Raw genomic sequence first — 25,353 nt, forward strand, 5'->3', positions numbered from 1 at the left:
CATAAAAAGTAAGCATAAATAATAAGTTGCTACAGTAAAGAGGGAATAGCATTCCCTCTTTTTTATGATGTTTAAACTTTAGCTGCTAATTCAATAATTTTCATTGTTACTTCAAATGATTTTACAAATGATGATAACGGTAAAAATTCGAAACATGAATGAAAGTTATGTGCACCAGTAAAGTAGTTTGGTGTAGTCAGGCCTCTTGCCGATAGTGCTGAACCATCTGTTCCGCCACGCATAGCAATTGTATTTGCCTTAATATTCAATTTCTCAAATGATTGATAAATTAAATCAATTGAACGCTTATCTTCACCTAAATAATTAGCAATATTACTATAAGTATCGGTTATTTGACATTCGATTTTAGCTCTTGGATATTTACGGCTTATAAAACTTATCACTTCTTGAATATAAGTTTTACGTGCTTCATATTTAGCTAAATCAAAATCTCGGATACTCATTTTTAACGTTGTTGTACTTTGGTTACCAATAATATCGTTAAACCAGAAATAGCCTTCTTTATTTTCAGTATGTTCAGGCGTTTCGAAACTATCAAAACAGTTAATAATATCGTTAGCAATACCAATAGGGTTGATTAAAACATTTTTAGCTGACATTGGGTGTGCAGTTACACCTTCAATTTCAATAATTGCTGAACCTGCATTAAACGTTTCATAAACGACTTCACCTAATTCGCAACAGTCAATTGTGTAAGCAAAATCAGGTTTAAAACGATTCAAGTCAAGTTTTTTCGCGCCGTTTAAACCGACCTCTTCATCAGGTACGAAAGCAACATAAATATCACCATAGGTACAATTTTGCTTTTGTAATTGATCTAACATTGTCATAACAACAGCTATTGCAGCTTTATTATCGGCACCCAGCACACTTGTACCATCAGTAACAATTAATTCTTCATTGATGTATTTATTCAATTCAGGATGCTCAGCAACTTTAAACCAGATATTTTTATCTTTATTTAATAAAATATCTTCACCCGTAAAAGTGACTCGTTGTGGGTTAATTTTATCCGATAAGGCGACATCAACTGTATCAAGGTGAGCGACGTAACCAATTTTAGGTGCATTTGGGTTATTTCCAGATAACTTAGCAGTGACAATACTGTGCTCATCAAGATGAACTTCTTGTAGATTAAGATCAATTAACTCTTGTTTGAGTAAATTGGCTAATTGTGTTTGTCCTGATGTAGAGGGAACATGTGCACACCCCATCGCACTTTGACTTGGTATACTAACGTAACGTAAAAAACGTTCAACTAATTGTTCGGTAATGTTCATATTATTTTGACTCCTTATTGATGACTAATGATTCACGGGTGGATAAACATAACCACTATCAAAGCCGATAGGCAGTCCTAGGAACCAAAATAGCAGTAAATTAATTGTTAAAGCAATAAGTAAGCCCGCAGTATATGGGATCATCATAGAGCTTAAAGTACCCACTCCAGTATTTTTACAATACTGCTGACAATAGGCAATGATTAAAGGATAGAAAGCAAACATTGGTGTACTAACATTGACTGCTGAGCTAATACGATAGGCCGCTTGTGTTAGTTCTGGTGAAATACCAACAGACATGAGCATAGGAACAAAGATCGGTGCTAAAATAGCCCATTTTGACGAAGCAGAAGTAATTAATACATTTAACATGCTAGTTAAAATGATCACACCAAATATAGTGACAACCGATGGTAAATGTAAGGCTTTTAAAAATTCAGCACCACCAATAGCAATCAATGTCCCTATTTGGGAGTGTGAAAAGACATATAAAAACTGTGCACAAAAGAATGCAAAAACAATAAAAGGAATAAGAGATTGAGTAATCTTTTCCATTGATTTGACAATATCACGTGATGATTTAAATGCGCCAGTGATTACGCCATGGATTAAACCAGGAATAGCAAAAAAAACAAATAATAAAGGTACAATGATTTGCATAATTGGTGCTTGATTGCTGGTTAAACTACTATCGGGTGCACGCAGTAAAGAATTTTCAGGTAACAGTAACAATACTAATCCAATAGCAATAATCAAAAATACACAAGAAGCGATTTTAAAAGCGCGATTTTCTAAAGGTGTAATAGCTGGTGAATTAGCCAAATTATTAAGTTCAAGATCGTTATTTAGTGGCATCGTTGCTTTTAAGCGAGGTTCAACAATTTTATCTGTTATAAACCAACAAGCAATTAACACAAAGAATGTACCGCCAAAACTTAAAAAATAGTTACATAAAACATTAACTTGATAAGATGGATCGATAATTTGTGCCGCACTTTGAGTAAAACCTTGCATGATCGGATCGATGATTGATGGCGTATAACTTGAACTAAAACCACCTGCTAATCCTGCAAATGAGGCCGCTATACCTGCAAGAGGATGACGACCTGTTGCATAAAACATCATTGCCGAAACTGGCATTAAAATAACATAAGCAGAGTCAGCCGCAATATGACAAACCATACTGACAAAGATAACTGACGGAGTAACTAATTTTTGGGGAGTTACAGCCAATAATTTTTTAAGTAATACATGAATATAGCCACTACTTTCGGCAATTCCTATACCTAATGTGGCAACAATAGTAATGCCTAGTGGTGGAAAACTAACAAAATTGGGTACCATTTTAGTAAAAAATGTTACTAAATGATCAGGCGCTAGCATATTAATGACCACCAGTTTTTCTTTAGTTACTGGATTTATAAAATCGAAGCTTACAAAGGAAAGTAATAATGAAGCAACAAAACAGATAATTAAAGCGAAGAAAAAAAGTGTAGTGACATCGGGGATTTTGTTTCCAATTCGTTCTATAGTATTTAAAAAGCCGCCGGTTCTGATCGGTGACGAATTTGTAGTTTGATTCATAAAAAAATAAGTATATATGTTGTTCGGACCGACAATTTAGCACATATCAATACGGTAGGTAAACCAAGTGTTAGTTAAGTTTTATTCTGTTTCATTAAGTTAATTTGAACGCTCTCATCATTACTATAATTTATATAACTTGTTATTTTTAAAATATCTTTGATATGCATCTTAATTCATATTTCGTTAGTATAGCCTATATCAGCGCTCATCTTTCATGCAAATTATGCTCAATTATTATTAACAACAATGTAATTGCATAAAAATTTTTTAGTGATATATTAATTGAATATTTAGTCACTAAAATAGCATAAATATTCAATCGAGTTAAACGTAACACTTTAGGAAATATTATAATACACGCAGTGGGGGTTATCATGGTTTTCGATATTGATTTAATTAAATATATCTATCAGCACTATCCACAAAAAATTGACCTCATTCGGCAAAGAATCGGAAAACCATTAACCTTAACAGAAAAAATTCTTTATGCACATCTAGCACCAGGAGAAGAGCTTAAAAATTATAAACGTGGTGAAGATTATGTTAATTTTGCGCCAGACCGAGTGGCTATGCAAGATGCAACGGCCCAAATGGCGCTCTTACAATTGATGAATTCTGGGAGAAATAGAGTTGCTGTACCATCAACAGTTCATTGCGATCACTTAATTCAAGCGTATAAAAATGCTCATGATGACTTAATTATTGCTGAAAGTAATAATCAAGAGGTCTATCAATTTCTACGAGATGTATCAAACAAGTATGGTATTGGGTTTTGGAAGCCTGATGCCGGCATCATTCACCAAGTTGTTCTTGAAAATTATGCTTTTCCAGGTGGGATGATGATAGGTACGGATTCACATACTCCAAATGCAGGAGGCCTTTCAATGATAGCTATTGGCGTCGGTGGAGCTGATGCTGTAGATGTCATGGCTGGTATGCCATGGGAATTAAAAATGCCTAAAATTATTGGGGTAAAATTGATTGGTAAATTATCTGGTTGGGTCTCACCTAAAGATGTTATTTTAAAACTTGCTGGTATTTTAACGGTTAAAGGTGCAACAAATTCAATTATTGAGTATTTTGGTGAGGGCGCTCAATCTTTATCAGCAACAGGAAAAGCAACAATATGTAATATGGGGGCAGAGGTTGGTGCTACAACATCCATATTTGCATATAGTAAAAAATCTGCCGATTACTTGGCGATAACTGGTCGCCAAGAGGTAGTTGATTTAGCGAATAAATTAGTTGACTGTTTTAATCCAGATTCTGCTGTTTTAGATCAACCAGAAAAATACTATGATCAAGTAATTGAAATTAACCTTTCCGAACTTGAGCCTTATGTAAATGGGCCTTTCACGCCAGATTTGGCTTATCCAATCTCACAACTTGCAACAGCAGTTAAAGAACATAATTACCCAGATAATATGGAAGTTGGATTGATTGGTTCATGTACTAACTCTTCCTATGAAGATATGATGCGTGCTGCATCGGTGATTAATAATGCTAACCAATTAGGGCTCACCGTAAAAGCCAAATTAATTATTAATCCTGGATCCGAGCAAGTAAAATATACTTCCAAGCGAGATGGTATATTAAATCATTTTGAACAAGCTGGCGCGGCCATCATGGCAAATGCTTGTGGACCTTGTATAGGACAATGGCGCCGTGATGAAGTAGCCGATGAACATAAAAATTCGATAGTAACCTCGTTCAATCGTAACTTTGCTAAACGTAATGACGGCAGCCCAAACACTTATGCTTTTGTGTGCTCTCCTGAAATTGTAGTGGCATTATCTATTGCTGGAAAATTAAGCTTTAACCCATTAACCGATAACCTAATTAACGATAAAGGACAAAAAGTCAAACTTCAAGAGCCAAGTGGTGATGAATTACCGAAACGTGGATTTGAGGTAGATGATGCAGGTTATGTTGCTCCAATTGCTGATGGCAGTTTAGTGGAAGTCCATATTGCTACAAATTCTGAACGGTTACAGCAACTTGCACCTTTTTCACCTTGGGATGGAAAAGACATTATATCGCAACCGTTGTTAATTAAAGCGACAGGAAAATGTACCACAGATCATATTTCAATGGCTGGTAAATGGCTAAAATTTCGCGGTCATTTAGATAATATTTCAAATAATATGTTGATCGGCGCTATTAATGCTTTTAATCAAAAAAGTAACTCAGTGTTAGATACTCAAACAGGAAATTACATCGAAGTTCCAGCATTAGCTCGCAAATTGAAAGCACAAGGCGTTGGTTCAATAGTAATTGCCGAAGAAAATTATGGTGAAGGTTCATCGCGAGAACATGCTGCGATGGAGCCACGTTTCTTGAATGTTAAAGCGATAGTTGTTAAATCATTTGCTCGAATTCATGAAACCAATCTTAAAAAACAAGGAATGTTAGCACTGACATTTGTTGATAAGTCTGATTATGACAAAATTCGCGAAGATGATCAGATTAGCATTACTGGTTTAACTGATTTTGTGCCTGAAAAACATCTAACATTAACGCTTCATCATCATGATGGTACAACTGACTCTTTTGCTGTTGCTCATACTTATAATCAATCTCAAATAGATTGGTTTAAAGCGGGTAGTGCCCTAAATAAAATGAAAGAACAATTTAATGAAAACCACAAATAAGAGGAATATAAAATGAATCAGCAAGTTTTGATTGAAAATGGACAACTCATTGTACCTGATAACCCGATAATTCCTTTTATTGAAGGTGATGGTATTGGTAAAGAAATTTGGGCGGCAGCGAATAAGATCTTTGATAAAGCGATAGAAAAAGCCTATCAAGGTAACCGTAAAGTTGAATGGCACGAAGTACTTGCAGGTGAAAAATCATTTAATTTGAATGGTAATTGGCTGCCCGATGAGACTATGAATGCTTTTAAAAAATATTTGATTGGCATAAAAGGGCCATTAACAACCCCCGTTGGTGGGGGCATTCGTTCTCTTAATGTTGCACTTCGCCAAGAGTTAGATCTTTATGTATGCTTACGACCCGTTCGCTGGTTTAAAGGTGTTGAATCACCTATAAAATATCCAGAAAAAGTTAACATGACTATTTTTCGAGAAAATACTGAAGATATTTATGCTGGCATCGAATGGATGCAAGGAACACCAGAAGCTGAAAAATTTTATCAGTTTTTATCTGAGCAAATGGGGGTAAAAAAAGTGCGTTTCCCTAAAACTTCATCTTTTGGTGTTAAACCTGTTTCAATAGAGGGCTCTGAACGATTAATAAGATCCGCAATAAACTACGCATTACAACATAATCTGCCTTCAATTACCTTAGTTCATAAAGGGAATATTATGAAGTTTACCGAAGGAGGATTTAAACAATGGGGATATGAACTTGCTGAAAAAGAATTTACTGATGCGGTTTTTACAATGAATCAATATGCGAAGATACAAAAAGCAGTTGGAAAAGCCACAGCAGATAAAGCTTTAAATGATGCTATATCAGCATCTAAATTGATTGTAAAAGACGTGATTTGTGACGCATTTTTACAAAATACCTTATTAAATCCGCAAGACTATTCAGTCGTCGCTACATTAAATCTAAACGGTGATTATGTATCAGATCAACTGGCGGCCATGGTTGGTGGTATTGGTATAGCGCCCGGTGCAAACATTAATTATTTAACTGGACATGCCATTTTTGAAGCAACACATGGCACAGCCCCTAATATAGCGGGTCAGAACCAAGCAAATCCCTCATCGCTATTACTTTCTGGTGTTATGATGTTTGATTATCTTGGCTGGCATGAAGTTGGTCAACTGATCACTAAAGCCATGGAAACTTTATTTCAACAAGGAAAAGCTACAAACGATTTAGCTCGTTTTATGCAAAATGGACAATCCTTATCAACCACTCAATTTACTCAAGCAGTAATAGATAACTTATAAAATTAAGGAGTAATTACAAATGAAAGAAAAATTTTTAGTTTATAAGCTATCTGAAACTGTCAAAAATACCAGTAAGATTCAATCACAATTATTTGAAAAATTTAATGTAAAACGTGGATTACGCAATGCCGATCACACTGGCGTCCTAGTCGGCTTAACTAAAATTGGTGATGTATTGGGTTATCAACATTTGGATGATGGCACATTAGAACCAATACCAGGGAAATTATTATATCGAGGCATAGATATTGAAGATCTGGTTCACAATGCTCAAGAAGAACAACGCACAGGTTTTGAAGAAACCATCTATCTACTTTTATCAGGACGGTTACCGGATGCAGAAGAACTCTGTGACTTTTCTAGATTACTTGGTGAATCAATGGCATTGGAAAAACAGACAAAGATAGCTATTATGGAGCTCGAAGGCCACGATATAATGAATATTTTGGCCAGAACGGTTCTAGAAATGTACACTTATGATTCACAAGCGGATGATACCTCGCGTGATAATCTTATGCGTCAATCTATCGACCTTATTGCTAAATTCCCTGCAATTATTGCTTATGCTTACAATATGTTGAGCCATAGTGCTAAAGGTAAATCATTGCACATTCGCCATCCTCATGAACATTTTTCAATAGCAGAAAACTTTTTATATATGATGAAAGGCTCGGATGGATATACTGAACTAGATGTGCGTGTGCTTGATTTAGCTATGATTATTCATGCTGAACATGGCGGTGGTAATAATTCAACATTTACCGTTCGTGTCACGAGTTCAACAGGTACTGATACCTATTCATCAATTGCAGCAGGTATTGGCTCATTAAAAGGACCGTTACATGGCGGCGCTAATTTGCAAGTTGGTAAAATGTTAAAACATCTCGCAGAACAAATAAAAAACTGGGCGGATGTAAACGAAATTGACAACTATCTACAGCGAATATTGAATAAAGAAGTATTCGATAAAAAAGGGTTGATTTATGGTATCGGCCATGCAGTTTATACTGTATCGGATCCTCGAGCCGTATTACTTAAAGAGATGGCACATGAACTAGCAAAAGAAAAAGGACGAGAAAAAGAATATAACTTCTTAAATCTGCTTGAAGAAAGGGCAATTAATGCGGTTGTTAATCGAAAAAATGCCAGAACAAAAAAACTAGTATGTGCCAATGTTGATTTTTATTCAGGCTTTGTTTATGACATGATTGGTTTACCTAGAGAAGTTTATACACCACTATTTGCTATGTCTCGAATCGTTGGATGGTGTGCACATCGAATTGAAGAACTTAATTTTGATGATCGACGCATAATTCGACCGGCCTATAAAAATATTGGTGAGCTTATGCCGTTTATTCCATTAAAAGATCGTTAAAATTATCATCCGTCAGTTTGATTCTGACGGTTTGCACAAAAGCTTATTTTATTAAAAAAAGCATGGTGATTTAAAGCAATAGTTTGTAGACTATCCCACATTGTCGGTTTTTGACTCTGTATTATATAAATGAATCTTTTAAAATCTTTAGCTACAGTAAGTTCCATGACCATGGTATCTCGCGTATTAGGTTTTGTGCGTGATGCTATCATTGCTCGCTTTTTTGGTGCCGGTATGGCTACCGATGCCTTTTTTGTTGCCTTTAAACTTCCTAATTTATTGCGGCGTATTTTTGCTGAGGGTGCATTTTCACAAGCCTTTGTACCAATTTTAGCTGAATATAAGAATCAACAAGGAATAGAAGCAACGCGGACTTTTGTCGCTTATGTTGCTGGTTTATTAACTTTAGTATTAGCTATTGTTACCTTAATTGGCGTAGTGTGTGCTCCTTTTATTATTATGATAACCGCGCCAGGATTTATGCAAGAATCTAGTGAAAAATTTGATCTTGCCACAACGATGTTGCGTATTACCTTTCCTTATATCTTTTTTATTTCACTTGCATCATTGGTTGGAGCAATATTAAATACTTGGAATCGTTTTTCTGTCCCAGCTTTTGTTCCAACCTTGTTAAATATTAGCATGATTACGTTTACGCTATTTTTGACACCTTACTTTAATCCACCAGTATTAGCACTCGCGGCATCAGTTGGGGTAGGAGGCATTTTACAATTACTTTATCAGCTTCCTTATTTAAAAAAAATTGGAATGTTGGTTTTACCAAGAATTAACTTTAAAGATAGTGGCGTTTGGCGAGTATTAAAACAGATGGCACCTGCTATTTTAGGGGTATCAGTTGGACAAATTTCGTTAATTATTAATACGATTTTTGCTTCATTTCTTATTTCTGGTTCTGTATCGTGGATGTATTATGCCGACCGACTTATGGAATTTCCTGCTGGCGTACTAGGGGTTGCACTGGGCACTATTCTATTACCTTCACTATCCAAAAGCTTTTCTAAAGGTGATTATAAACAATATTCAGAGTTGCTAGATTGGGGATTGCGACTCTGTTTTCTTTTAGCATTACCAAGTACTGTCGCTTTAGGTGTTATATCTCGTCCACTTATATCAACCTTATTTGAATATGGGCAATTTACCTTAAATGATGCCTTAATGACTCAGCGAGCATTGGTTGCTTATTCTGTTGGTTTACTTGGTATGATTTTGATTAAAGTATTAGCCCCTGCTTTTTATTCACGACAAGATATTAAAACTCCCGTCAAAATTGCAATTGTTACCTTAATTTTAACGCAACTGATGAATCTTGTTTTTATTGGTCCATTACAGCATGCCGGACTTTCACTCTCAATTGGTCTTGCGGCTTGTTTTAATGCAGCGTTATTATTCTGGCAATTACGCAAAAAACAATTATATCAACCACAGCCAGGATGGTATAACTTTTTAGCTAAAGTAATTATTGCTGTTATTTTAATGTCCGTTGTTTTATGGGTTGGCGCGCAACTATTACCTGATTGGTCAACGGGATCGATGTTAATGCGTATTGGGCGACTACTGGTGTTAGTCATAGCTGGTATTATTATCTATTTTGCATCATTAATCGCAATGGGCTTTAAGATAAAACATTTTATTAAACGTATTGATTGATAACAACTATTACAGTTAACAAAATTTTGTCAAAAAGTTTCAGGTTAACATAACGTTTCAGTAAAAAATGTAATCAAATTAGAGATTAGGTTTGGTATTTCAACATTATTGAATAATTAGACGTTTATGATTTTAGATGTTAGTTTTTATTTTCTTATAAATATCTAATTTAATTATCATGGACCGATACAATTATCGGTCCAGCTACTTATGAAAACAATCTATTAAAATTTTTTTTAAATTGATATATTATATTGTTCAATCAAATAGATAGGTTTAAATAACTCCTATTCTTTTTACAAGAATGAACGATATGGCAATTCTGGTTCATCCGTAAAGATATCTCTAAATCCTCGATAATGCTGATAATGCATTTTATGTTGATCAGTAGGATATGTATATTTACCCCCAACTTGCCAGAAAAATGGTCTAAATTGATATTCAAGACGATCTTTTTTCATTTCCCAAAGAACTTCAATTTCACGAGGATCACTTTGGAAATTTGACCATATATCATGATGGAATGGAATCACCACTTTGGTATTAAGCGATTCAGCCGCACGTAAAATGTCTGACGAAGTCATTTTATCGGTAACACCACGAGGATTTTCGCCATAAGAAAGTAAAGCCACATCAATTTTATAATCATTACCATGTTTGGCATAGTAGTTAGAGTAATGTGAATCCCCTGAATGGTAAAGTGATCCTCCTGAAGTTTCAAATAAATAGTTAACCGCACGATCATTCATACCATCTAGAATCGATTTATCGGTCGAAGATACACCTTTTGGTAAAGTAACCAATGATGTTCTATCAAAAGAATCTAAAACGCGAATTGTAATATCACCTACTTCAATTGTTTCGCCAACTTTAGCAACGATACAACGATCTTCTGGAACTCCCCAACTTTTCCACAATTCAACACAAGCTTTTGGACCAATGAATTTAACTTTTGGAGAGCAATTTTGAATTACAGCAGCAGCGACGTTGACATCAATATGATCGGCATGATCATGGGTTGCCATTACTGCATCAATTTCCTTAATCGCAAATGGATCTAATACAAATGGACTGGTTCTTAAATTAGGTTGCAATTCACGAACGCCACCCATGCGCATCATTTGATGCTGTTTGTTCATTAATGGGTTAGCATGTGTTTTTTTTCCTGTACCGCACCAAAAATCGACAGAGATATTAGTATTACCTGCTGATTTTAACCAAATCCCGGTACAAGCTAACCACCACATGGTGAAAGTATTTGGTTTCACAACGGTGTTTTCAATCTCTTCATTTAACCAAGTTCCCCATTCAGGAAAAGTGTTCAAAATCCAAGAATCTCGGGTAATTTCATTTACTTTACTCATACTATGTTCCTTTTTTTATTTAATAGTTAGACTAATATCACTTCAACTCCTTGCTTTTTAATGCATTCAATTACTTCCTTATTTGCTTGCGCCCCAGTAATCAAAATATCAATTTTATTTACTGGGCAAAAAAGCATGCCAGAGTTTGCTTTGGTATCGATCTTTGAGCTATCAACCACTACGACTAATTTTTCTGCTTTTTCTAATATCTGTTGTTCAGCAACAGCACTTAAAATTTCACTTTTATAAAGACCTGTTGATGTTAATGTTTTTCCACTGGTAAACATCCATTTTGCGGCATAAGAATCGGTGATACTTGCAATAGGATTGAGTATGATATTTTGTGTTTTATTATATAATCCACCCATAATGATCACATTTTCATGGTCATGTTCAATCAAATAACACGCTAAAGGAAAATAATTAGTGATGATTGATACCTTTTTCCCACAAAGTTCTCGCCCTAATAAAAATGCCGTTGAACCACAATTAATCACTATATTTTCATCGCTACCGCATAACTTAGCTGCTCGAATCGCAATCCGTGCCTTTTCGTGATAGTGATCAGTATTGTTATTACCTATTGGGACCCAAATTGGTTTCTGTTCTTCAAGACGTATAATGCCATTACGTACTTTTTTGACACGACCATCTTGATCTAATTTTGTGATATCTCTTCGAGCAGTAGCGGGTGATATTGAAAAATGACTGATTAATTCGGTCACTTTTAATTCACCTTTCTCGTTAACCAAAGCGACGATCTCGTTATGTCGCGTTAATTCATTCATTAAAATCCCTTATTTCAATTTGAGCATTTTTGATTATTTTGATAATAATTTTCATTATTGAAATTGTCAATTATCTTATTGTTTTTATTTGTCAATATTCATTTAATTTATTGATAATTATAAATATAGGTTTAAATTGATGTAGTTTTTTTTCATTATTATGTGAAGTTGATCACAGATATGGTTTCTGATTTTAAAGAAAAGTGATCTTCATCAAAATAATCACAAATAATCATTGTGTGATTTATTTTGATTATAGAATATAACAAGCGTTAATCAAGCAATCTTAATTTGATTAACAAAGTATAGGGTTAATTTAGCTCAAAGATTCACTCGACAGTGAACAACTATATAAAAAGGGCATTAGGATAAGTTTTATTATCGCTTTGTAAGCACGATATAAACTTCAAATTTAAAAAAGCCCATAACCAATGAGAGGGGCATATGGAAGTAATCTATAACGTATTTTATATTTTTTATAGTCAAGTCATGACTAAAGCACCATTGTTACTCGGCTTAGTAACAATGTTAGGTTATTGTCTTTTACGCAAAGATATCACTACAATTTTGAAAGGAACAATCAAAACCATTGTTGGTTTTATGTTGTTACAAGTTGGTTCTGGTGTACTGGTTTCAACATTTAGGCCAGTGATTGCCAAATTGGCTGAGTATCACGGTATTAATGGATCGATTATTGATGTTTATGCTTCTATGATGACTGTAGAACATAATATGGGTGATAAATATTCTTGGGTAGGCTATGCCGTATTACTCGCATTGGCTATCAATATCCTTTTGGTCATTTTTCGCCGTATCACAGGTATTCGCACCATTATGCTAACAGGTCATATTATGTTCCAACAAGTGGGATTAATTGCCCTGTTTTATTTTCTGTTTGGTTACAGTATGTGGGAAACAATAATCTACTCCGCCATTATTACTGCATTATATTGGGGAATATTTTCTAATATGATGTTTAAATCTACAGAAGCTGTTACTGGAGGAGCGGGTTTTTCAATTGGTCATCAACAACAATTGGGGTCTTGGATCGCTGTTAAATTAGCACCTAAATTGGGCGATAAAAATGACTCAGTTGATAATCTTAAATTACCTAAATGGTTACATATTTTTCACGATAGTATCGCTGCAACAGCGATTGTGATGACATTCTTTTTTGGCATCATCCTTCTTTCATTTGGTTTGGATAATTTGCAAACCATGGCAGGGTCAACCCATTGGACAATTTACATTTTAGAAACAGGTCTTAAATTCGCTGTCGCAATACAAGTCATCGTCGGTGGGGTCAGAATGTTTGTGGCTGAATTGTCTGAAGCGTTTAAAGGTATTTCTGAAAAATTAATTCCTAATGCAGTATTAGCCATTGATTGTGCTGCAATTTATGCTTTTTCACCAAATGCAATGGTATTTGGTTTTATTTGGGGGGCATTAGGACAATTTTTAGCAATTGCCTTGTTACTTATATTTAAATCACCAATTATGATCATTCCTGGTTTTATACCAATGTTTTTCTCTAACGCAACAATTGGGGTATTTGCTAATCACTTTGGTGGTTGGAAAGCCGTTATGAAAATCTGTTTTGTTATGGGAATGATTGAGGTATTTGGTTCAGCTTGGGTCATTCATATCTTTGCAAAAAATGGCACTCCAATTGACTCTTGGATGGGGATGGCTGACTGGGCGATATTATTCCCACCTATTATACAAGGTTTATCTTACTCCCACTTATTTATCTATCTGATTATTGCATTGGCTTTAGTGTATATGTTCTTTGCCGCTAAACAATTACGCCAAGAGGAAGCAAACGCAAAAATTGAACCAAAACAAAATAATATTCATCAAGATGTTAATGAAAATGTTGTTGAAAAATTGGATGAAGTGGCAATAAGCGAAGGGCGAGCAGTGCGAATCTTAGCTGTATGTGGTAGCGGACAAGGCTCTTCTATGATGATGAAAATGAAAATAGCTAATTATTTAGATAAGAAAGGCATTGCTAATGTCATGGATTCTTGCGCGGTGACAGATTACAAATCACGGTTACCTAATATTGACATTATTGTGGCGTCTAAACATTTAATTAACGAGATTGAAGTTAATGAAGGACAACATGCTTTAGGTGTCCAAAATATGTTAAATCCAAATACATTTGGTGAAGAACTTATTGAACTTATTAAAAAAGTGCTTGCTCAATAACGAATTGATTAAAAAAGGAGTACAACAATGGCATTGAAAGAATCATTAATTGAAAATAACTCTATTTTACTAAAAGCGGATGCATCAACTTGGCAAGAGGCGATCAAATTAGGTACAGATATGCTTGTTGCTTCCAAAGCGATTAACCCTTCTTATTATGATGCGATTATTAACTGTGTAAAAACAATGGGGCCTTACATTATTATTGCACCAAATTTTGCGATGCCTCATGCCAGACCGGAAGATGGTGTAAATCGCACTGCTTTTGCTTTAGTGACATTAAATTCTCCAGTCTATTTTGAAGGTGAAGAGCAACCTGTTGATGTGTTAGTTACCTTAGCAGGCAGTACCTCAGATGAGCATATGCAAGGCTTAATGGAAGTCACGCAAATATTAGATGACGAAGACAGCCCAACAGGTATCGATCTTGATAAGTTGAGAGCATGTAATAGCAAAGAAGATGTTTATGCTGTTATTGATAAGGCTTTATTAGGAGACTAATGTTATGTATCAAGCATTAAAAGAAAGAGTATTACAGGCTAACTTAACCTTACCTAAATACCATTTAGTCACTTTTACTTGGGGTAATGTTTCTGAAATCGACCGCGCTAAAGGTGTTATTGCTATCAAACCTTCAGGCGTTGAATACAACAACATGAAAATTGACGATATTGTGGTCGTGTCATTAACGGGTGAAATTGTTGAAGGTAAATTAAATCCGTCTAGTGATACTGCAACCCATATAGAACTTTATAAAGCCTTTGAAAATATTGGTGGTATTGTTCATACACATTCTCGCTACGCAACAGTTTGGGCGCAAGCTGAATTAGATGTTCCAGCTTTGGGTACGACTCATGCCGACTATTTTTATGGTGATGTTCCTTGTACTCGTCGTTTAACTGATAGCGAAATCAATACTGATTACGAAAAAAACACTGGTTTGGTCATCATTGAAGAGTTTAAACGAAGAGGCATTGATCCTACAGCGATGCCGGCAGCCGTTATTTCTGGACACGCTCCATTTTGTTGGGGAAAAAACGCTTCGGATGCTGTACATAATGCTGTGGTTCTTGAAGAAGTAGCCATGATGGCAATATCAACCAGACAACTTAATAAAACAATTAAAATTCAACAAACTTTATCTGATAAACACTATTTTCGTAAGCATGGAGCAAATGCTTATTACGGACAAAAATAGTATTTATAAGGGAGAAATAAAATGACAAAACCAAAATTACAAATTGCATTAGATCAAACAGAATTAGATCCAGCTTTAGCAGTAGCCAAGAACGTAGCTGGATTTGTAGATATTATTGAAGTTGGAACCATTCTTGCCTTTGGCGCAGGTATTAATGGCGTAAAAACTTTAAGAGAAAAGTATCCAAACCATATTTTAGTTTGTGATTTAAAAACCACTGATGGAGGTGCTATTTTAGCAAAAATGGCTTTTTCGGCAGGTGCTGATTGGTTAACTGTTTCAGCTGCCGCTCACATTGCAACAATTGAAGCTTGTAAAAAAGTGGCTGATGAATTTGGGCGTGAAATTCAAATCGAACTTTATGGACGTTGGACTTTTGATGATGCAAAAGCATGGCGAAAACTGGGTATCAAACAGGCAATTTATCATCGATCTCGTGATGCTGAATTAGCTGGTGTTGGTTGGGGTGAAGAAGATTTAACTAAAATGCGACAACTTTCTGATTTAGGTTTGGAACTATCAATAACAGGCGGTATTGTCCCTGAAGATATTCATCTGTTTGCGGGTATTAAAACGAAAGCTTTTATTGCTGGACGAGCTTTAGCCAATGAAAATGGTCAAAAAACTGCTCAAGACTTAAGAGAGCAGATTGCTAAATATTGGTAGGGGTGCGCACTAACAGTCGGGAAATCGGCTGTTAGTTTTTTTACCTTAATATTATCGGATCTAAATTATGACAAATAATACAATCAATATAACCAGACAAACTCCATGTATGGGTATTTATGAAAAGGCACTACCTAATACACTTTCTTGGCAACAAAAAATGCTAGAGGCAAAATCTTTAGGATTTGATTTTATCGAACTTTCTATTGATGAGTCTGATGAACGTCAAGCTAGGCTTGATTGGTCTGATGAAGAAATCTATACATTGCGTCATCTATGTGAAGAAAATGGCGTTTTTTTTCACTCAATATGTCTTAGTGCACATCGCAAATATCCGTTTGGTTCTGCTGATGCAACGATCAGAGAACACGCTAAAAGTATTATGTGTAAGGCTATTACCCTTGCTTATAAACTTGGTGTTAGAGTGATTCAACTTGCTGGGTATGATGTTTATTATGAGCCAGCTAACTTACAAACCCATCAACGCTTTATTGCCGGTATGCAATGGTGTGCAAAACAGGCAGAAAAAGCAGGTGTTATGTTAGCTGTTGAAATTATGGATACTAACTATCTAAATTCACTGAGTAAGTTTGAAATTTTAAAAGCCGAGATAAATTCACCTTATTTTATGGCCTATCCTGATGTGGGAAACATATCCGGTTGGAATTATGATGTTAGTACTGAGCTATTGTTAAGCCGTAACCATATTGTTCAAATTCATTTGAAAGATACCTATAAAGTAAAACCTAATTATGCAGGACAGTTTAGAGATTTGGTGATTGGTGAGGGTGAAGTTGATTTTTCAGCAGTATTTAGAACACTTAAATCTATTGATTATTGTGCGCCATTAGTGATTGAAATGTGGGCAAAAGATAATCAGTGGAGAGAAAATATTATTACTGCCCAACAACGTTTAAAATCCATTGCTGGTCAAGCCGATTTTCCACTCTTTAACGCTTAGATTGAAGCATACAAATAAATTCTTATCTTATAATTTGCTTCATCATACTTTAAATGATGAAGCATTAATCCTGTTTTACATAATAATTCGTCGAAAAATAGCGCTGCTTATTAAGGTAATCATCTAAAAAATATAATGTATTATACTAATTATCAATAATATAAGTTCTGATGATCATTGTTGATTAAAAAAGTCTTTGGTATTATTGTGAACATATTTTAGCTCAATATGACCTTTTAATGGCTCAATAGGACATTGCCGTTGAGTTTAATTTTTGTTGTTATCAAATTGTTTTTTTTAAAAGAGAGAATTGACTGATTTTGAGTATCAAAATGGAAAAATTAGCTTTTTTTAAGCTACCTTTTATTTTTATTGTACTATTTTTTTTCTGTAGTGCTTTTATTTCTATTATTAAATTTGGTATTACCTTTATATCAACTTTTCATGATTATAAATTCTTATGGGGTATATTATATAAACTTGCTCCATATCAATTACTACGTTCAATCCCTGAATGTTTATTGTTATTCGGTATCTCAGCGATCAGTTTATATCGAGTTAATGTTCATCGAGTGACATTTAAAAATATTACATTGTTAATTTGTAATGTCATTATTGTTTGTACAATTAGCTATTTTATCAATGCGATAGCTGAAGCTATTTTTGATAATGTATTAATCAACATGATTAATGTGGCTTCATGGTTATTTATTTTAGTCTTATGTATTATCCCCAGCTGTCTATTTTACTTATTTGCAGGATTATTTACCTATTTCTATATCAAAGTATTAAATAACCATTTTGATAAAAATAAACAGACTTTCGAACTGACTATAATCAACAGTACTAAAATTCATTTTATTTTGTTTTTAGTATTTTTCTTTTTTATTTTAATTGCTTTTCCTTCTTTTATTTTAGATGTCTTAGTACACAACAGTTACTATTTTATTTCATTTGGGAAGCATATTTTCTTACCAATTTTTTGTTATTTATTTAGTTTATTAGTTGTTATTTTGGTTAGTAAAAATATGTTTACCCAAATATTTGTTGTATTACAAACGGATAGAATAATTAAGTGTGCCGTCTCCTTAAATATCATTATTTTTATTTTAAATTTTATTTTATGGAGAGTGGCCAATTGGTTAATTAATCATGCGTTATTACAAAATACAGCCCTAACATCCATAGTGATCATATTGTTAGGCTCTACATCATTTATTCTATCATGCTTAATGATTCGAAAATTAACTAAATATTATTTTTATCCATCAGTTAAATATCAGATTAATTTATAGTATTTGTTTTAACTTTTGTTGTTGTTTTAAGAATGTATATATCTCTTGTTGTGATTTTAGTGTTCTAATATTTTGTAACATCTCAGATGCTTCTACATAATAGTGCCTTAAATAAGTAAGCCATTGTTTAATGCGAGCAGAATGATAAAGCGGTTTTACATCATCAATAGAAGAACTTGCATAGCGGATTAAAATTTCCAATACTTGCGGCCAACTTAAGGCTGGTTGTTTGTTGCGGATCATATTGGCTAGATTGGGGATAGTTAAAATCCCACGTCCCAACATAATGTCTTGCGTTTGACTTTGAGCAATGCATGTTTGTGCATCTTCAATAGAGAAAATTTCACCATTGGCAATTACAGGAATTGTTAGGTTTTGTTTGATTTTTGCTATTGTTTGCCAATCAATTTTATCCGCTTTATAGCCATCCTCTTTGGTTCTGCCATGAATTGCAATTTCATTAGCTCCAGCACATTCAATTGCATTGGCGATTTCATAGCAATGAGATTTATCTGACCAACCTAAGCGAATCTTAACGGATAATATTTCCGAGCGACCAATAGCTTGTCGAACTTGACTAACGATATTAAAAATTTGTTCAGGATATTGTAATAAATAAGCTCCTCCTTGACTGCCAACTACGGTTTTAGCGGGGCAACCAAAATTAATATCAATACCAAATGAACCAAGTTCAATCGCTTTTACTGCATTTTCTGCCATCCATTGTGGTGATTGACCAAGAATTTGCACTCGAATAGGGGTACCTGAAGTAGTCTTGCCTCCATTATGGAGTTCTGGACAAAGGCGATAAAAGGTGCGATTGGATAATTGATGATGCGTGACTCGCACAAATTCTGTTACACAATAATCAAATTGATTAATCTCAGTTAGAATTTGTCTCACTTGATAATCAAGTACCCCCTCCATTGGAGCTAAAATAATTCGGTTATTTTGTTTCATACTGTTTATTGGTCAGTTTGGTGATTACCACAGACAGGGCAATTTGCCTGCTTAGATATAGTAAATTGATTAAATTGCATGTTCATTGTATCAATCATCAATAATCGACCTGATAACGGGCGACCATAATGAGTAAGGATTTTTATTGCTTCTATGGCTTGCATTGAGCCAAACATACCAACTAAAGGCGCCATAACACCGGTTTCAACACAAGTAAGCTGATCATTCCCAAATAGACGACTTAAACAGTGATAACATGGTTCGTTAGGTTGGTAAGTAAATACACTTAGCAAACCTTCCATTCGTATTGCAGCGCCTGAAACTAAAGGTTTCTTTTCTTGAAAACAACAGCGATTAATCTGTTCACGGGTAACTAAGTTATCTGTACAGTCAATAACAATATTATGTTGCTTAATGAGTGAAATAAGATCGCTGTCCTTTAGTTGCTGATTAACCGTTTCAATCACTATATTGGGATTTATATTGGTTAAAGCGTGTTTAGCCACATCAACTTTATTTTGATTAATTGATTTATGGGTATATAAAATCTGACGGTTTAAATTTGAAGCCGATATGGTATCAAAATCATTTAAAGTTAACTTACCAATGCCAGATGCAGCTAAATATAGAGAAACTGAACAACCTAATCCCCCTAATCCAATAATTAATACTGCACTATTTTTTAAAATTTGCTGCTTTTCAATGTCGAAACCCTGCAAAGTTATTTGCCTGTCATAACGAAATAATTCTTGATCGGTAAGCGTTAACATATGAAGTGATTATTGTTGTTGATAATGAAGTGGGTAGTATAACAAAAACTTGGCACAAGGTTGTGCCAAGTTTTAAATTTTATTTGTCAAAACCAGATAGGAATTTTAAATATTCCTCTTTTGTCATAAGCGGTTTGTAATTTGTCATGAGTGTTTGAGCGGTTTGAGCGTCATCATATAGTAGATCAATAATAGTACAAGCCATCATTTGAGCGGGGCGTATATAAGCCATCTCTTCATCAAATACGGTGTAATCTTTACCATGTAAAATCCCTCTAACCGAACCAATCCAAGGATGACTTACTGGCATAATATGTGATAGATCACCCGTATCTGTACTTCCAGTCATATGCGGTGCGATTGAAACGTTTTCTTCACCAATTAAATTTTCAGCGTTTTGCTTTAAAAGATCATTAAGGGTTGAATTATTATGTAACGGTAAATAACCTGGTAAATCTTTAATTTCACAAGTTGCGCCAACAGCCATTGCGCCAGCTTTTAATGCTTGATTAATTCTTTCATTGGCATCAATCATGGCTGGAACATTGCCCGCTCGTACATAGCTTTCCATTCTTACATCGCTTGGTACAACATTCACCAAATCACCGCCTTGGGTAATAATTGGATGGAATCGAATGTAATCTTTTTCTTGAAATGTTTCACGAATAGCATGAACGCCCATCATTCCCATCATTGCTGCATTTAAAGCATTTACTCCTGCGTGAGGAGCTGCTGCAGCATGGGCTGCTTCACCTTTATATTTAATTAATTTACCGATAAAGCCATTACTTGTTGTTGAAATTTCTATAAAACCGTCTTGGCGTTCATTTGGTACACTCGTTAAATGTATCTGTAACGCCATATCAACATCATCAAAATCACCACGTGAAATTAATTCTGGTTTACCGCCAATGTATTTGATTTTACCTTCTTCAATTAATCGATTGCGATAGGTTATTTCAACATATTCTTCTGCTGGGACAGCAAATGGTACCACATCACCGGCTAAAAATTGCATTGCACCTGAGTCAATTAATCCCATAGTAACCGCCATCATATTAGCGATTTGTGCATTATGACCACAACAGTGAGCAGCTCCAGATGTCTCATCCGCAGCAGGGTGGTCGGCACAAATAATTGCATCAAGTTCTCCAATAACTGCGATGCTGTATTTACTTCCTTTACCACCTTTAAGACGACCTTTAACCCCTGTGAGTGCTAATTTATTTTTAAAAGGAACACCCAATTTTTCAAAAGCATCTTCTACTTTTTTAGCCGTTTTGTGTTCTTTATAGCCAAGCTCTGGTTCGGACCAAATCGCTTCAGCAATCGACTTGATGTCTGCTTTTCGGTTTGCAATCGCATCACAAACTTTTTTCTTTAGTTCTTCTTTAGTCATAAATTAAACCCTTATCTAAATTAGATCACGCCTTCCCAATGTAAAGTGACTTGAGCAATTAAGGCTGCAAAAATAAACGTACCCGAAAACACAGCCAAAGATACGGGAATAATGCGCCAAGAGATATTTTTGAATAGTGCAAGATCTTTACCTATGGCGAGTCCTGCATAAGCAAGTACTGGTGTACAGACTGCAAGTAGAGAAACTTGATCTGTAATTGCAACCAATTCTGTATGGTATGGAAATATTGGTGAGGAAACTACGGCTGCAACAACCGATACCCATAAAATCACTGGAAATTTTTTAAGTCCGGGTAACTTACTTAGTAAAAATCCTACAATAGAGATAACAGCTAGCACAGCTAATGCTTCAAACGATGAAATAATATCAATTTTATAACCCACACTGTTTCCAGCAGCCATAATAATGGCGACTAAAATAAGCACAAAAATTGTTTCTAAAATCTTCATTATTGGATCCTTATTTATTGCGTCGAAGACGGGCTAACGTGTTATACATAAAAGAAGCAAAAGGTAAAGAAAAGAGCGTATAAATATATATACCAACCATACTAGACATTAAATTTGCTGTTGATGCATAAGCGTTAATATTTTCTGATAAATCTGGATATAAATCACTTATCGGGGCAAGTGATGCCGCCATCATACTTCCACTTCCTACGCCTGCCCCCATAGCTAAAGCATAAGGATGAAGAATATTCAAATGTGCCATTAGACTAGCAAGAATACTCATCCAAATTGCACCATAGAGAGTGCCACATATATACATAGCCATTACACCACGGCCTTCTGGTGAATCTAAACCATATTTATCTGCTACAATGGCTATATTGGGTTCGCGAGCAACGGAATAGGTAGCCCCAACAGCCTCTCGTTTCATACCTAATAGCATTGCTAATGGTAACCCGAGTAAAATTGTTCCAGCAAAATGACCTAATTCTTGAAAAATTAGAGCTAATTTAGCATCTTCTAAAATCATATCAATTTGGGGACCTACCGCTACACCAAGTTTTGCAACAAGTAACATTAATGTAACCATCATAACGATACTTGCATTTTGCATATTTTTATTGGTAAGTATTTTAAGCTTTGGCAAACTAATGATTCCGCCAAAAACCATCGCATATAACATTGGGTAAACGGCAATAATCCATATCGATTGCTTGCCGATAAGTTCACAACTAACTACTACTAAAAGTGCAATTATATGCAATTTAAAGTCTCGTAAAACTTCCATTCCTGCTCCTTTTTTTAATTGTTATCTTTTTATATTAACTTAACGTTGCCCCTAAGGTATTTTTAAAGTGTTTTAAAGCCCATTGATGGCCAATAGGATCAAAACTTGCAACTGCATTTTGATGAATCACTATTTTATAACCTAAGTTATAGGCATCTACGGCTGTATGTAAAATGCAAATATCCGTACAAACACCAATTAAATGGATTTCGGTAATATGTCTTTCGCGTAAACGTAGATCGAGATCAGTACCACAAAATGCTGAATAGTGGCGTTTGTTGATCCAGTATATATTGGTTGAATTTTGATGCCTTTGATAAAGTTGATGTAAGTCACCAAATAATTGTTGTCCAACAGTTCCAACAATATTATGAGAAGGAAAAAGTGAATTTTCAGGGTGATATTCATCCGTCGGATCGTGGGCATCAATTGCAAAAACGATAAATTGATTATTTTTAATAAATGAGTTAGTTATGTTTAACATTTCTGATTCAATTTGTTGACCGGCTGAGCCTGTAGTTAAAGCGCCATCATCCGCAATAAAATCATTCGTGTAGTCAATTGAAATTAAAGCTTTCATATCAAGTTAATAATATTTAAATAATACTTAAGCTTATTAATAAATATTTGATATTACAAGTTAATAAAACAAACATTTTTCAAGTGCAACTAAATAATTCGAGTTTAGGTTAATTATCTTATTGAATTTAAATGAAATTATAAAAAGACATATAAAGTAAAATTATTATCATAAACTTAGTATAAATAAAATAAATAGCGATTATTTTAAAACATAGTCTTTATACCCTGATAAATTGCTCTATAATAATTATTATTTTTCGACAATTGTACACAGGATATATTTAATGAGAACAATTTATTGCGGACAATTAAACGCAAGTTATGTTAATCAAGAAGTTACACTATGTGGATGGGTTAATAAACGCCGAGACTTAGGCGGAATGATTTTTATTGATATGCGTGATCGTGAAGGAATTGTGCAAGTTTTTTTTGATCCTGATTATCCGCAAGCATATCAATTAGCTGGCGATTTACGTAATGAATTTTGTATTCAAATTAAAGGAAAGGTAAGAGCCAGACCTGAAGGTCAAATTAATAAAGATATGGCAACCGGTGAGGTTGAAATTTTAGCGACCGAACTTACTATTTTCAATCGTAGTGATGTATTACCTCTGGATTTTAATCAAAATAATAGTGAAGAACAGCGGTTAAAATATCGATATATAGATTTACGCCGTCCAGAAATGACCTCAATCTTTAAAACTCGTGCACAAATTACCGCATTTGTTCGTTCATTTATGAATGAAAATGGTTTTTTAGATATTGAAACTCCTATGTTGACCAAGGCTACGCCAGAGGGTGCTCGCGACTATTTGGTACCGAGTAGAATCCATAAAGGTGAATTTTATGCATTGCCACAATCACCACAATTATTTAAGCAATTGCTTATGATGTCTGGGTTTGATCGTTATTATCAAATTGTTAAATGTTTTCGTGATGAAGATTTAAGAGCCGATCGTCAGCCAGAATTTACACAGATAGATGTTGAAACTTCATTTATGACAGCCGAACAAGTGCGTGAAATCATGGAAAAAATGATACGCGAACTTTGGTTGCATGTTAAAAATGTTGATTTAGGCAAATTCCCGATTATGTCTTTTAGCGAGGCAATGCGTCGTTATGGTAGTGATAAGCCTGATCTACGTAATCCACTTGAAATTATTGATGTGGCTGATTTGGTTAAAGATGTCGATTTTAAAGTATTTTCAACTCCAGCAAATGATCCTAAAGGCCGGGTAGCGTTGCTTTGCGTGCCAAATGGTACTCAATTAACACGTAAACAGTTAGACGAATATACGCAGTTTATTTCTGTTTATGGTGCAAAAGGCATGGCTTGGATCAAAGTCAATGAACGCAGCAAAGGTTTAGAGGGTGTACAAAGCCCAATCTCTAAATTCTTTAATGAGTCACAAATGGAAGCATTGCTAAACCGTGCTAATGCAAAAGACGGTGATATTTTGTTATTTGGTGCTGATAGTTATAAAGTTGTTAGCGATGCATTAGGTGCATTACGTTTGAAAGTTGGAAAGGATTTAGGCCTTACCGATGAAAACAAATGGGCGGTACTTTGGGTTGTTGATTTTCCAATGTTTGAAGAAACAGATGAAGGTTTAAGTGCTATGCATCATCCGTTCACATCACCAAAAGATTACACACCTGAAGAGTTAATTAACAATCCTCAAAATGCTGTGGCGAATGCTTATGATATGGTAATCAATGGCTATGAAGTCGGTGGAGGATCGGTACGTATTCATCGCAGTGAAATGCAACAAGCGGTATTTTCAATATTAGGAATTGGTGAACAAGATCAACGTGAAAAATTTGGTTTCTTACTCGATGCATTAAAATATGGTACACCACCTCATGCAGGTTTAGCTTTTGGGTTAGATAGATTAAGTATGTTGCTCACAGGAACAGATAATATTCGCGATGTGATTGCATTTCCTAAAACAACAGCGGCGACGTGTTTGCTTACTGATGCGCCAAGTCCAGCAAATTCTGCTGCATTAGTAGAACTTGGTATTGAAGTAGCTAGAAAATAACGA

21 protein-coding genes are annotated in these 25,353 nt (G+C 34.8%); 11 read left to right on the forward strand and 10 right to left on the reverse strand.

Annotated elements, in window-relative coordinates:
- Positions 1-71: 71 nt before the first annotated feature.
- The gene (gene pepT, locus H3S88_RS11095; protein WP_198228895.1) at positions 72-1,301 is read right to left on the reverse strand and encodes a peptidase T; all 1,230 of its coding nucleotides are present in this window, start codon (positions 1,299-1,301) and stop codon (positions 72-74) included.
- Between the two features lie 24 nt (positions 1,302-1,325).
- A complete protein-coding gene (locus H3S88_RS11100; protein WP_198228894.1) occupies positions 1,326-2,885 on the reverse strand; it encodes an AbgT family transporter in 1,560 nt (519 codons plus the stop codon).
- Positions 2,886-3,262: 377 nt separating this feature from the next.
- Between H3S88_RS11100 and H3S88_RS11105 the strand changes: the two genes are divergently transcribed.
- From H3S88_RS11105 to murJ, 4 genes are all read left to right on the forward strand, one after another.
- On the forward strand, positions 3,263-5,539 hold the full coding sequence (locus tag H3S88_RS11105; RefSeq protein WP_198228893.1) for an aconitate hydratase: 2,277 nt from the start codon (positions 3,263-3,265) through the stop codon (positions 5,537-5,539).
- Positions 5,540-5,551: 12 nt separating this feature from the next.
- Positions 5,552-6,814: an NADP-dependent isocitrate dehydrogenase gene (gene icd, locus H3S88_RS11110; RefSeq protein ID WP_198228892.1), complete on the forward strand. Its 1,263-nt coding sequence runs from the start codon at positions 5,552-5,554 to the stop codon at positions 6,812-6,814.
- Between the two features lie 19 nt (positions 6,815-6,833).
- Positions 6,834-8,189: a citrate/2-methylcitrate synthase gene (locus H3S88_RS11115; RefSeq protein ID WP_198228891.1), complete on the forward strand. Its 1,356-nt coding sequence runs from the start codon at positions 6,834-6,836 to the stop codon at positions 8,187-8,189.
- Positions 8,190-8,318: 129 nt separating this feature from the next.
- Positions 8,319-9,857 carry a murein biosynthesis integral membrane protein MurJ gene (gene murJ / locus H3S88_RS11120; RefSeq protein WP_198228890.1) on the forward strand — a complete coding sequence of 513 codons (1,539 nt, stop codon included), beginning with the start codon at positions 8,319-8,321 and terminating at the stop codon, positions 9,855-9,857.
- Between the two features lie 296 nt (positions 9,858-10,153).
- On the opposite strand, the gene ulaG is transcribed toward murJ, so the two are convergent.
- Positions 10,154-11,221: an L-ascorbate 6-phosphate lactonase gene (ulaG, locus tag H3S88_RS11125; protein WP_039128071.1), complete on the reverse strand. Its 1,068-nt coding sequence runs from the start codon at positions 11,219-11,221 to the stop codon at positions 10,154-10,156.
- 26 nt (positions 11,222-11,247) lie between these two features.
- Positions 11,248-12,009, reverse strand: a complete 762-nt coding sequence (gene ulaR, locus H3S88_RS11130; RefSeq protein ID WP_198228889.1) for an HTH-type transcriptional regulator UlaR — start codon at positions 12,007-12,009, stop codon at positions 11,248-11,250.
- A 489-nt stretch (positions 12,010-12,498) separates the two neighbouring features.
- Here ulaR and H3S88_RS11135 point away from each other — a divergent pair, with 489 nt between their 5' ends.
- From H3S88_RS11135 to H3S88_RS11160, 6 genes are all read left to right on the forward strand, one after another.
- Positions 12,499-14,220 carry a PTS ascorbate-specific subunit IIBC gene (locus tag H3S88_RS11135; protein ID WP_374190650.1) on the forward strand — a complete coding sequence of 574 codons (1,722 nt, stop codon included), beginning with the start codon at positions 12,499-12,501 and terminating at the stop codon, positions 14,218-14,220.
- A gap of 27 nt (positions 14,221-14,247) precedes the next feature.
- Positions 14,248-14,721, forward strand: a complete 474-nt coding sequence (locus H3S88_RS11140; protein ID WP_039128080.1) for a PTS sugar transporter subunit IIA — start codon at positions 14,248-14,250, stop codon at positions 14,719-14,721.
- 4 nt (positions 14,722-14,725) lie between these two features.
- The gene (locus H3S88_RS11145; RefSeq protein WP_025316472.1) at positions 14,726-15,418 is read left to right on the forward strand and encodes an L-ribulose-5-phosphate 4-epimerase; all 693 of its coding nucleotides are present in this window, start codon (positions 14,726-14,728) and stop codon (positions 15,416-15,418) included.
- 21 nt (positions 15,419-15,439) lie between these two features.
- Positions 15,440-16,084 carry a 3-keto-L-gulonate-6-phosphate decarboxylase UlaD gene (locus tag H3S88_RS11150; protein WP_198228887.1) on the forward strand — a complete coding sequence of 215 codons (645 nt, stop codon included), beginning with the start codon at positions 15,440-15,442 and terminating at the stop codon, positions 16,082-16,084.
- Between the two features lie 67 nt (positions 16,085-16,151).
- Positions 16,152-17,045, forward strand: coding sequence for an L-ribulose-5-phosphate 3-epimerase (locus H3S88_RS11155; RefSeq protein ID WP_198228886.1), 894 nt, complete (start codon positions 16,152-16,154; stop codon positions 17,043-17,045).
- A gap of 332 nt (positions 17,046-17,377) precedes the next feature.
- The gene (locus tag H3S88_RS11160; RefSeq protein ID WP_198228885.1) at positions 17,378-18,340 is read left to right on the forward strand and encodes a hypothetical protein; all 963 of its coding nucleotides are present in this window, start codon (positions 17,378-17,380) and stop codon (positions 18,338-18,340) included.
- Here H3S88_RS11160 and dusC read toward each other — a convergent pair.
- The 6 genes from dusC to H3S88_RS11190 all read right to left on the reverse strand — a co-directional run bounded on the left by dusC (position 18,335) and on the right by H3S88_RS11190 (position 23,306).
- On the reverse strand, positions 18,335-19,300 hold the full coding sequence (gene dusC, locus H3S88_RS11165) for a tRNA dihydrouridine(16) synthase DusC (protein ID WP_198228884.1): 966 nt from the start codon (positions 19,298-19,300) through the stop codon (positions 18,335-18,337). The two genes, H3S88_RS11160 and dusC, sit on opposite strands and share 6 nt — an antisense overlap.
- 5 nt (positions 19,301-19,305) lie before the next feature.
- Positions 19,306-20,070 (reverse strand): molybdopterin-synthase adenylyltransferase MoeB, encoded by a 765-nt coding sequence (locus tag H3S88_RS11170; RefSeq protein WP_039128088.1) that lies wholly within the window; start codon positions 20,068-20,070, stop codon positions 19,306-19,308.
- A gap of 79 nt (positions 20,071-20,149) precedes the next feature.
- The gene (locus H3S88_RS11175; RefSeq protein ID WP_065737839.1) at positions 20,150-21,469 is read right to left on the reverse strand and encodes an amidohydrolase; all 1,320 of its coding nucleotides are present in this window, start codon (positions 21,467-21,469) and stop codon (positions 20,150-20,152) included.
- A 20-nt stretch (positions 21,470-21,489) separates the two neighbouring features.
- Entirely contained in the window at positions 21,490-21,939 is a 450-nt protein-coding gene (locus tag H3S88_RS11180; protein WP_198228883.1) for a hypothetical protein, read from the reverse strand.
- Between the two features lie 10 nt (positions 21,940-21,949).
- Entirely contained in the window at positions 21,950-22,726 is a 777-nt protein-coding gene (locus tag H3S88_RS11185; RefSeq protein WP_198228882.1) for a DUF3100 domain-containing protein, read from the reverse strand.
- Positions 22,727-22,760: 34 nt separating this feature from the next.
- Positions 22,761-23,306: a cysteine hydrolase family protein gene (locus tag H3S88_RS11190; protein WP_198228881.1), complete on the reverse strand. Its 546-nt coding sequence runs from the start codon at positions 23,304-23,306 to the stop codon at positions 22,761-22,763.
- 286 nt (positions 23,307-23,592) lie between these two features.
- Here H3S88_RS11190 and aspS point away from each other — a divergent pair, with 286 nt between their 5' ends.
- Positions 23,593-25,350 (forward strand): aspartate--tRNA ligase, encoded by a 1,758-nt coding sequence (gene aspS, locus H3S88_RS11195; RefSeq protein ID WP_198228880.1) that lies wholly within the window; start codon positions 23,593-23,595, stop codon positions 25,348-25,350.
- Positions 25,351-25,353 lie beyond the last annotated feature (3 nt).

This window comes from Gilliamella sp. B14448G11 (assembly GCF_016101765.1).
Taxonomy (GTDB): domain Bacteria; phylum Pseudomonadota; class Gammaproteobacteria; order Enterobacterales; family Orbaceae; genus Gilliamella; species Gilliamella apicola_N.

Bases quoted from the DNA above. Each gene is read 5' to 3' on its own strand.
- pepT (WP_198228895.1), bottom strand. From the start codon at position 1,301: ATGAACATTACCGAACAATTAGTTGAACGTTTTTTACGTTACGTTAGT.
- H3S88_RS11100 (WP_198228894.1), bottom strand. From the start codon at position 2,885: ATGAATCAAACTACAAATTCGTCACCGATCAGAACCGGCGGCTTTTTA.
- H3S88_RS11105 (WP_198228893.1), top strand. From the start codon at position 3,263: ATGGTTTTCGATATTGATTTAATTAAATATATCTATCAGCACTATCCA.
- icd (WP_198228892.1), top strand. From the start codon at position 5,552: ATGAATCAGCAAGTTTTGATTGAAAATGGACAACTCATTGTACCTGAT.
- H3S88_RS11115 (WP_198228891.1), top strand. From the start codon at position 6,834: ATGAAAGAAAAATTTTTAGTTTATAAGCTATCTGAAACTGTCAAAAAT.
- murJ (WP_198228890.1), top strand. From the start codon at position 8,319: ATGAATCTTTTAAAATCTTTAGCTACAGTAAGTTCCATGACCATGGTA.
- ulaG (WP_039128071.1), bottom strand. From the start codon at position 11,221: ATGAGTAAAGTAAATGAAATTACCCGAGATTCTTGGATTTTGAACACT.
- ulaR (WP_198228889.1), bottom strand. From the start codon at position 12,009: ATGAATGAATTAACGCGACATAACGAGATCGTCGCTTTGGTTAACGAG.
- H3S88_RS11135 (WP_374190650.1), top strand. From the start codon at position 12,499: ATGACTAAAGCACCATTGTTACTCGGCTTAGTAACAATGTTAGGTTAT.
- H3S88_RS11140 (WP_039128080.1), top strand. From the start codon at position 14,248: ATGGCATTGAAAGAATCATTAATTGAAAATAACTCTATTTTACTAAAA.
- H3S88_RS11145 (WP_025316472.1), top strand. From the start codon at position 14,726: ATGTATCAAGCATTAAAAGAAAGAGTATTACAGGCTAACTTAACCTTA.
- H3S88_RS11150 (WP_198228887.1), top strand. From the start codon at position 15,440: ATGACAAAACCAAAATTACAAATTGCATTAGATCAAACAGAATTAGAT.
- H3S88_RS11155 (WP_198228886.1), top strand. From the start codon at position 16,152: ATGACAAATAATACAATCAATATAACCAGACAAACTCCATGTATGGGT.
- H3S88_RS11160 (WP_198228885.1), top strand. From the start codon at position 17,378: ATGGAAAAATTAGCTTTTTTTAAGCTACCTTTTATTTTTATTGTACTA.
- dusC (WP_198228884.1), bottom strand. From the start codon at position 19,300: ATGAAACAAAATAACCGAATTATTTTAGCTCCAATGGAGGGGGTACTT.
- H3S88_RS11170 (WP_039128088.1), bottom strand. From the start codon at position 20,070: ATGTTAACGCTTACCGATCAAGAATTATTTCGTTATGACAGGCAAATA.
- H3S88_RS11175 (WP_065737839.1), bottom strand. From the start codon at position 21,469: ATGACTAAAGAAGAACTAAAGAAAAAAGTTTGTGATGCGATTGCAAAC.
- H3S88_RS11180 (WP_198228883.1), bottom strand. From the start codon at position 21,939: ATGAAGATTTTAGAAACAATTTTTGTGCTTATTTTAGTCGCCATTATT.
- H3S88_RS11185 (WP_198228882.1), bottom strand. From the start codon at position 22,726: ATGGAAGTTTTACGAGACTTTAAATTGCATATAATTGCACTTTTAGTA.
- H3S88_RS11190 (WP_198228881.1), bottom strand. From the start codon at position 23,306: ATGAAAGCTTTAATTTCAATTGACTACACGAATGATTTTATTGCGGAT.
- aspS (WP_198228880.1), top strand. From the start codon at position 23,593: ATGAGAACAATTTATTGCGGACAATTAAACGCAAGTTATGTTAATCAA.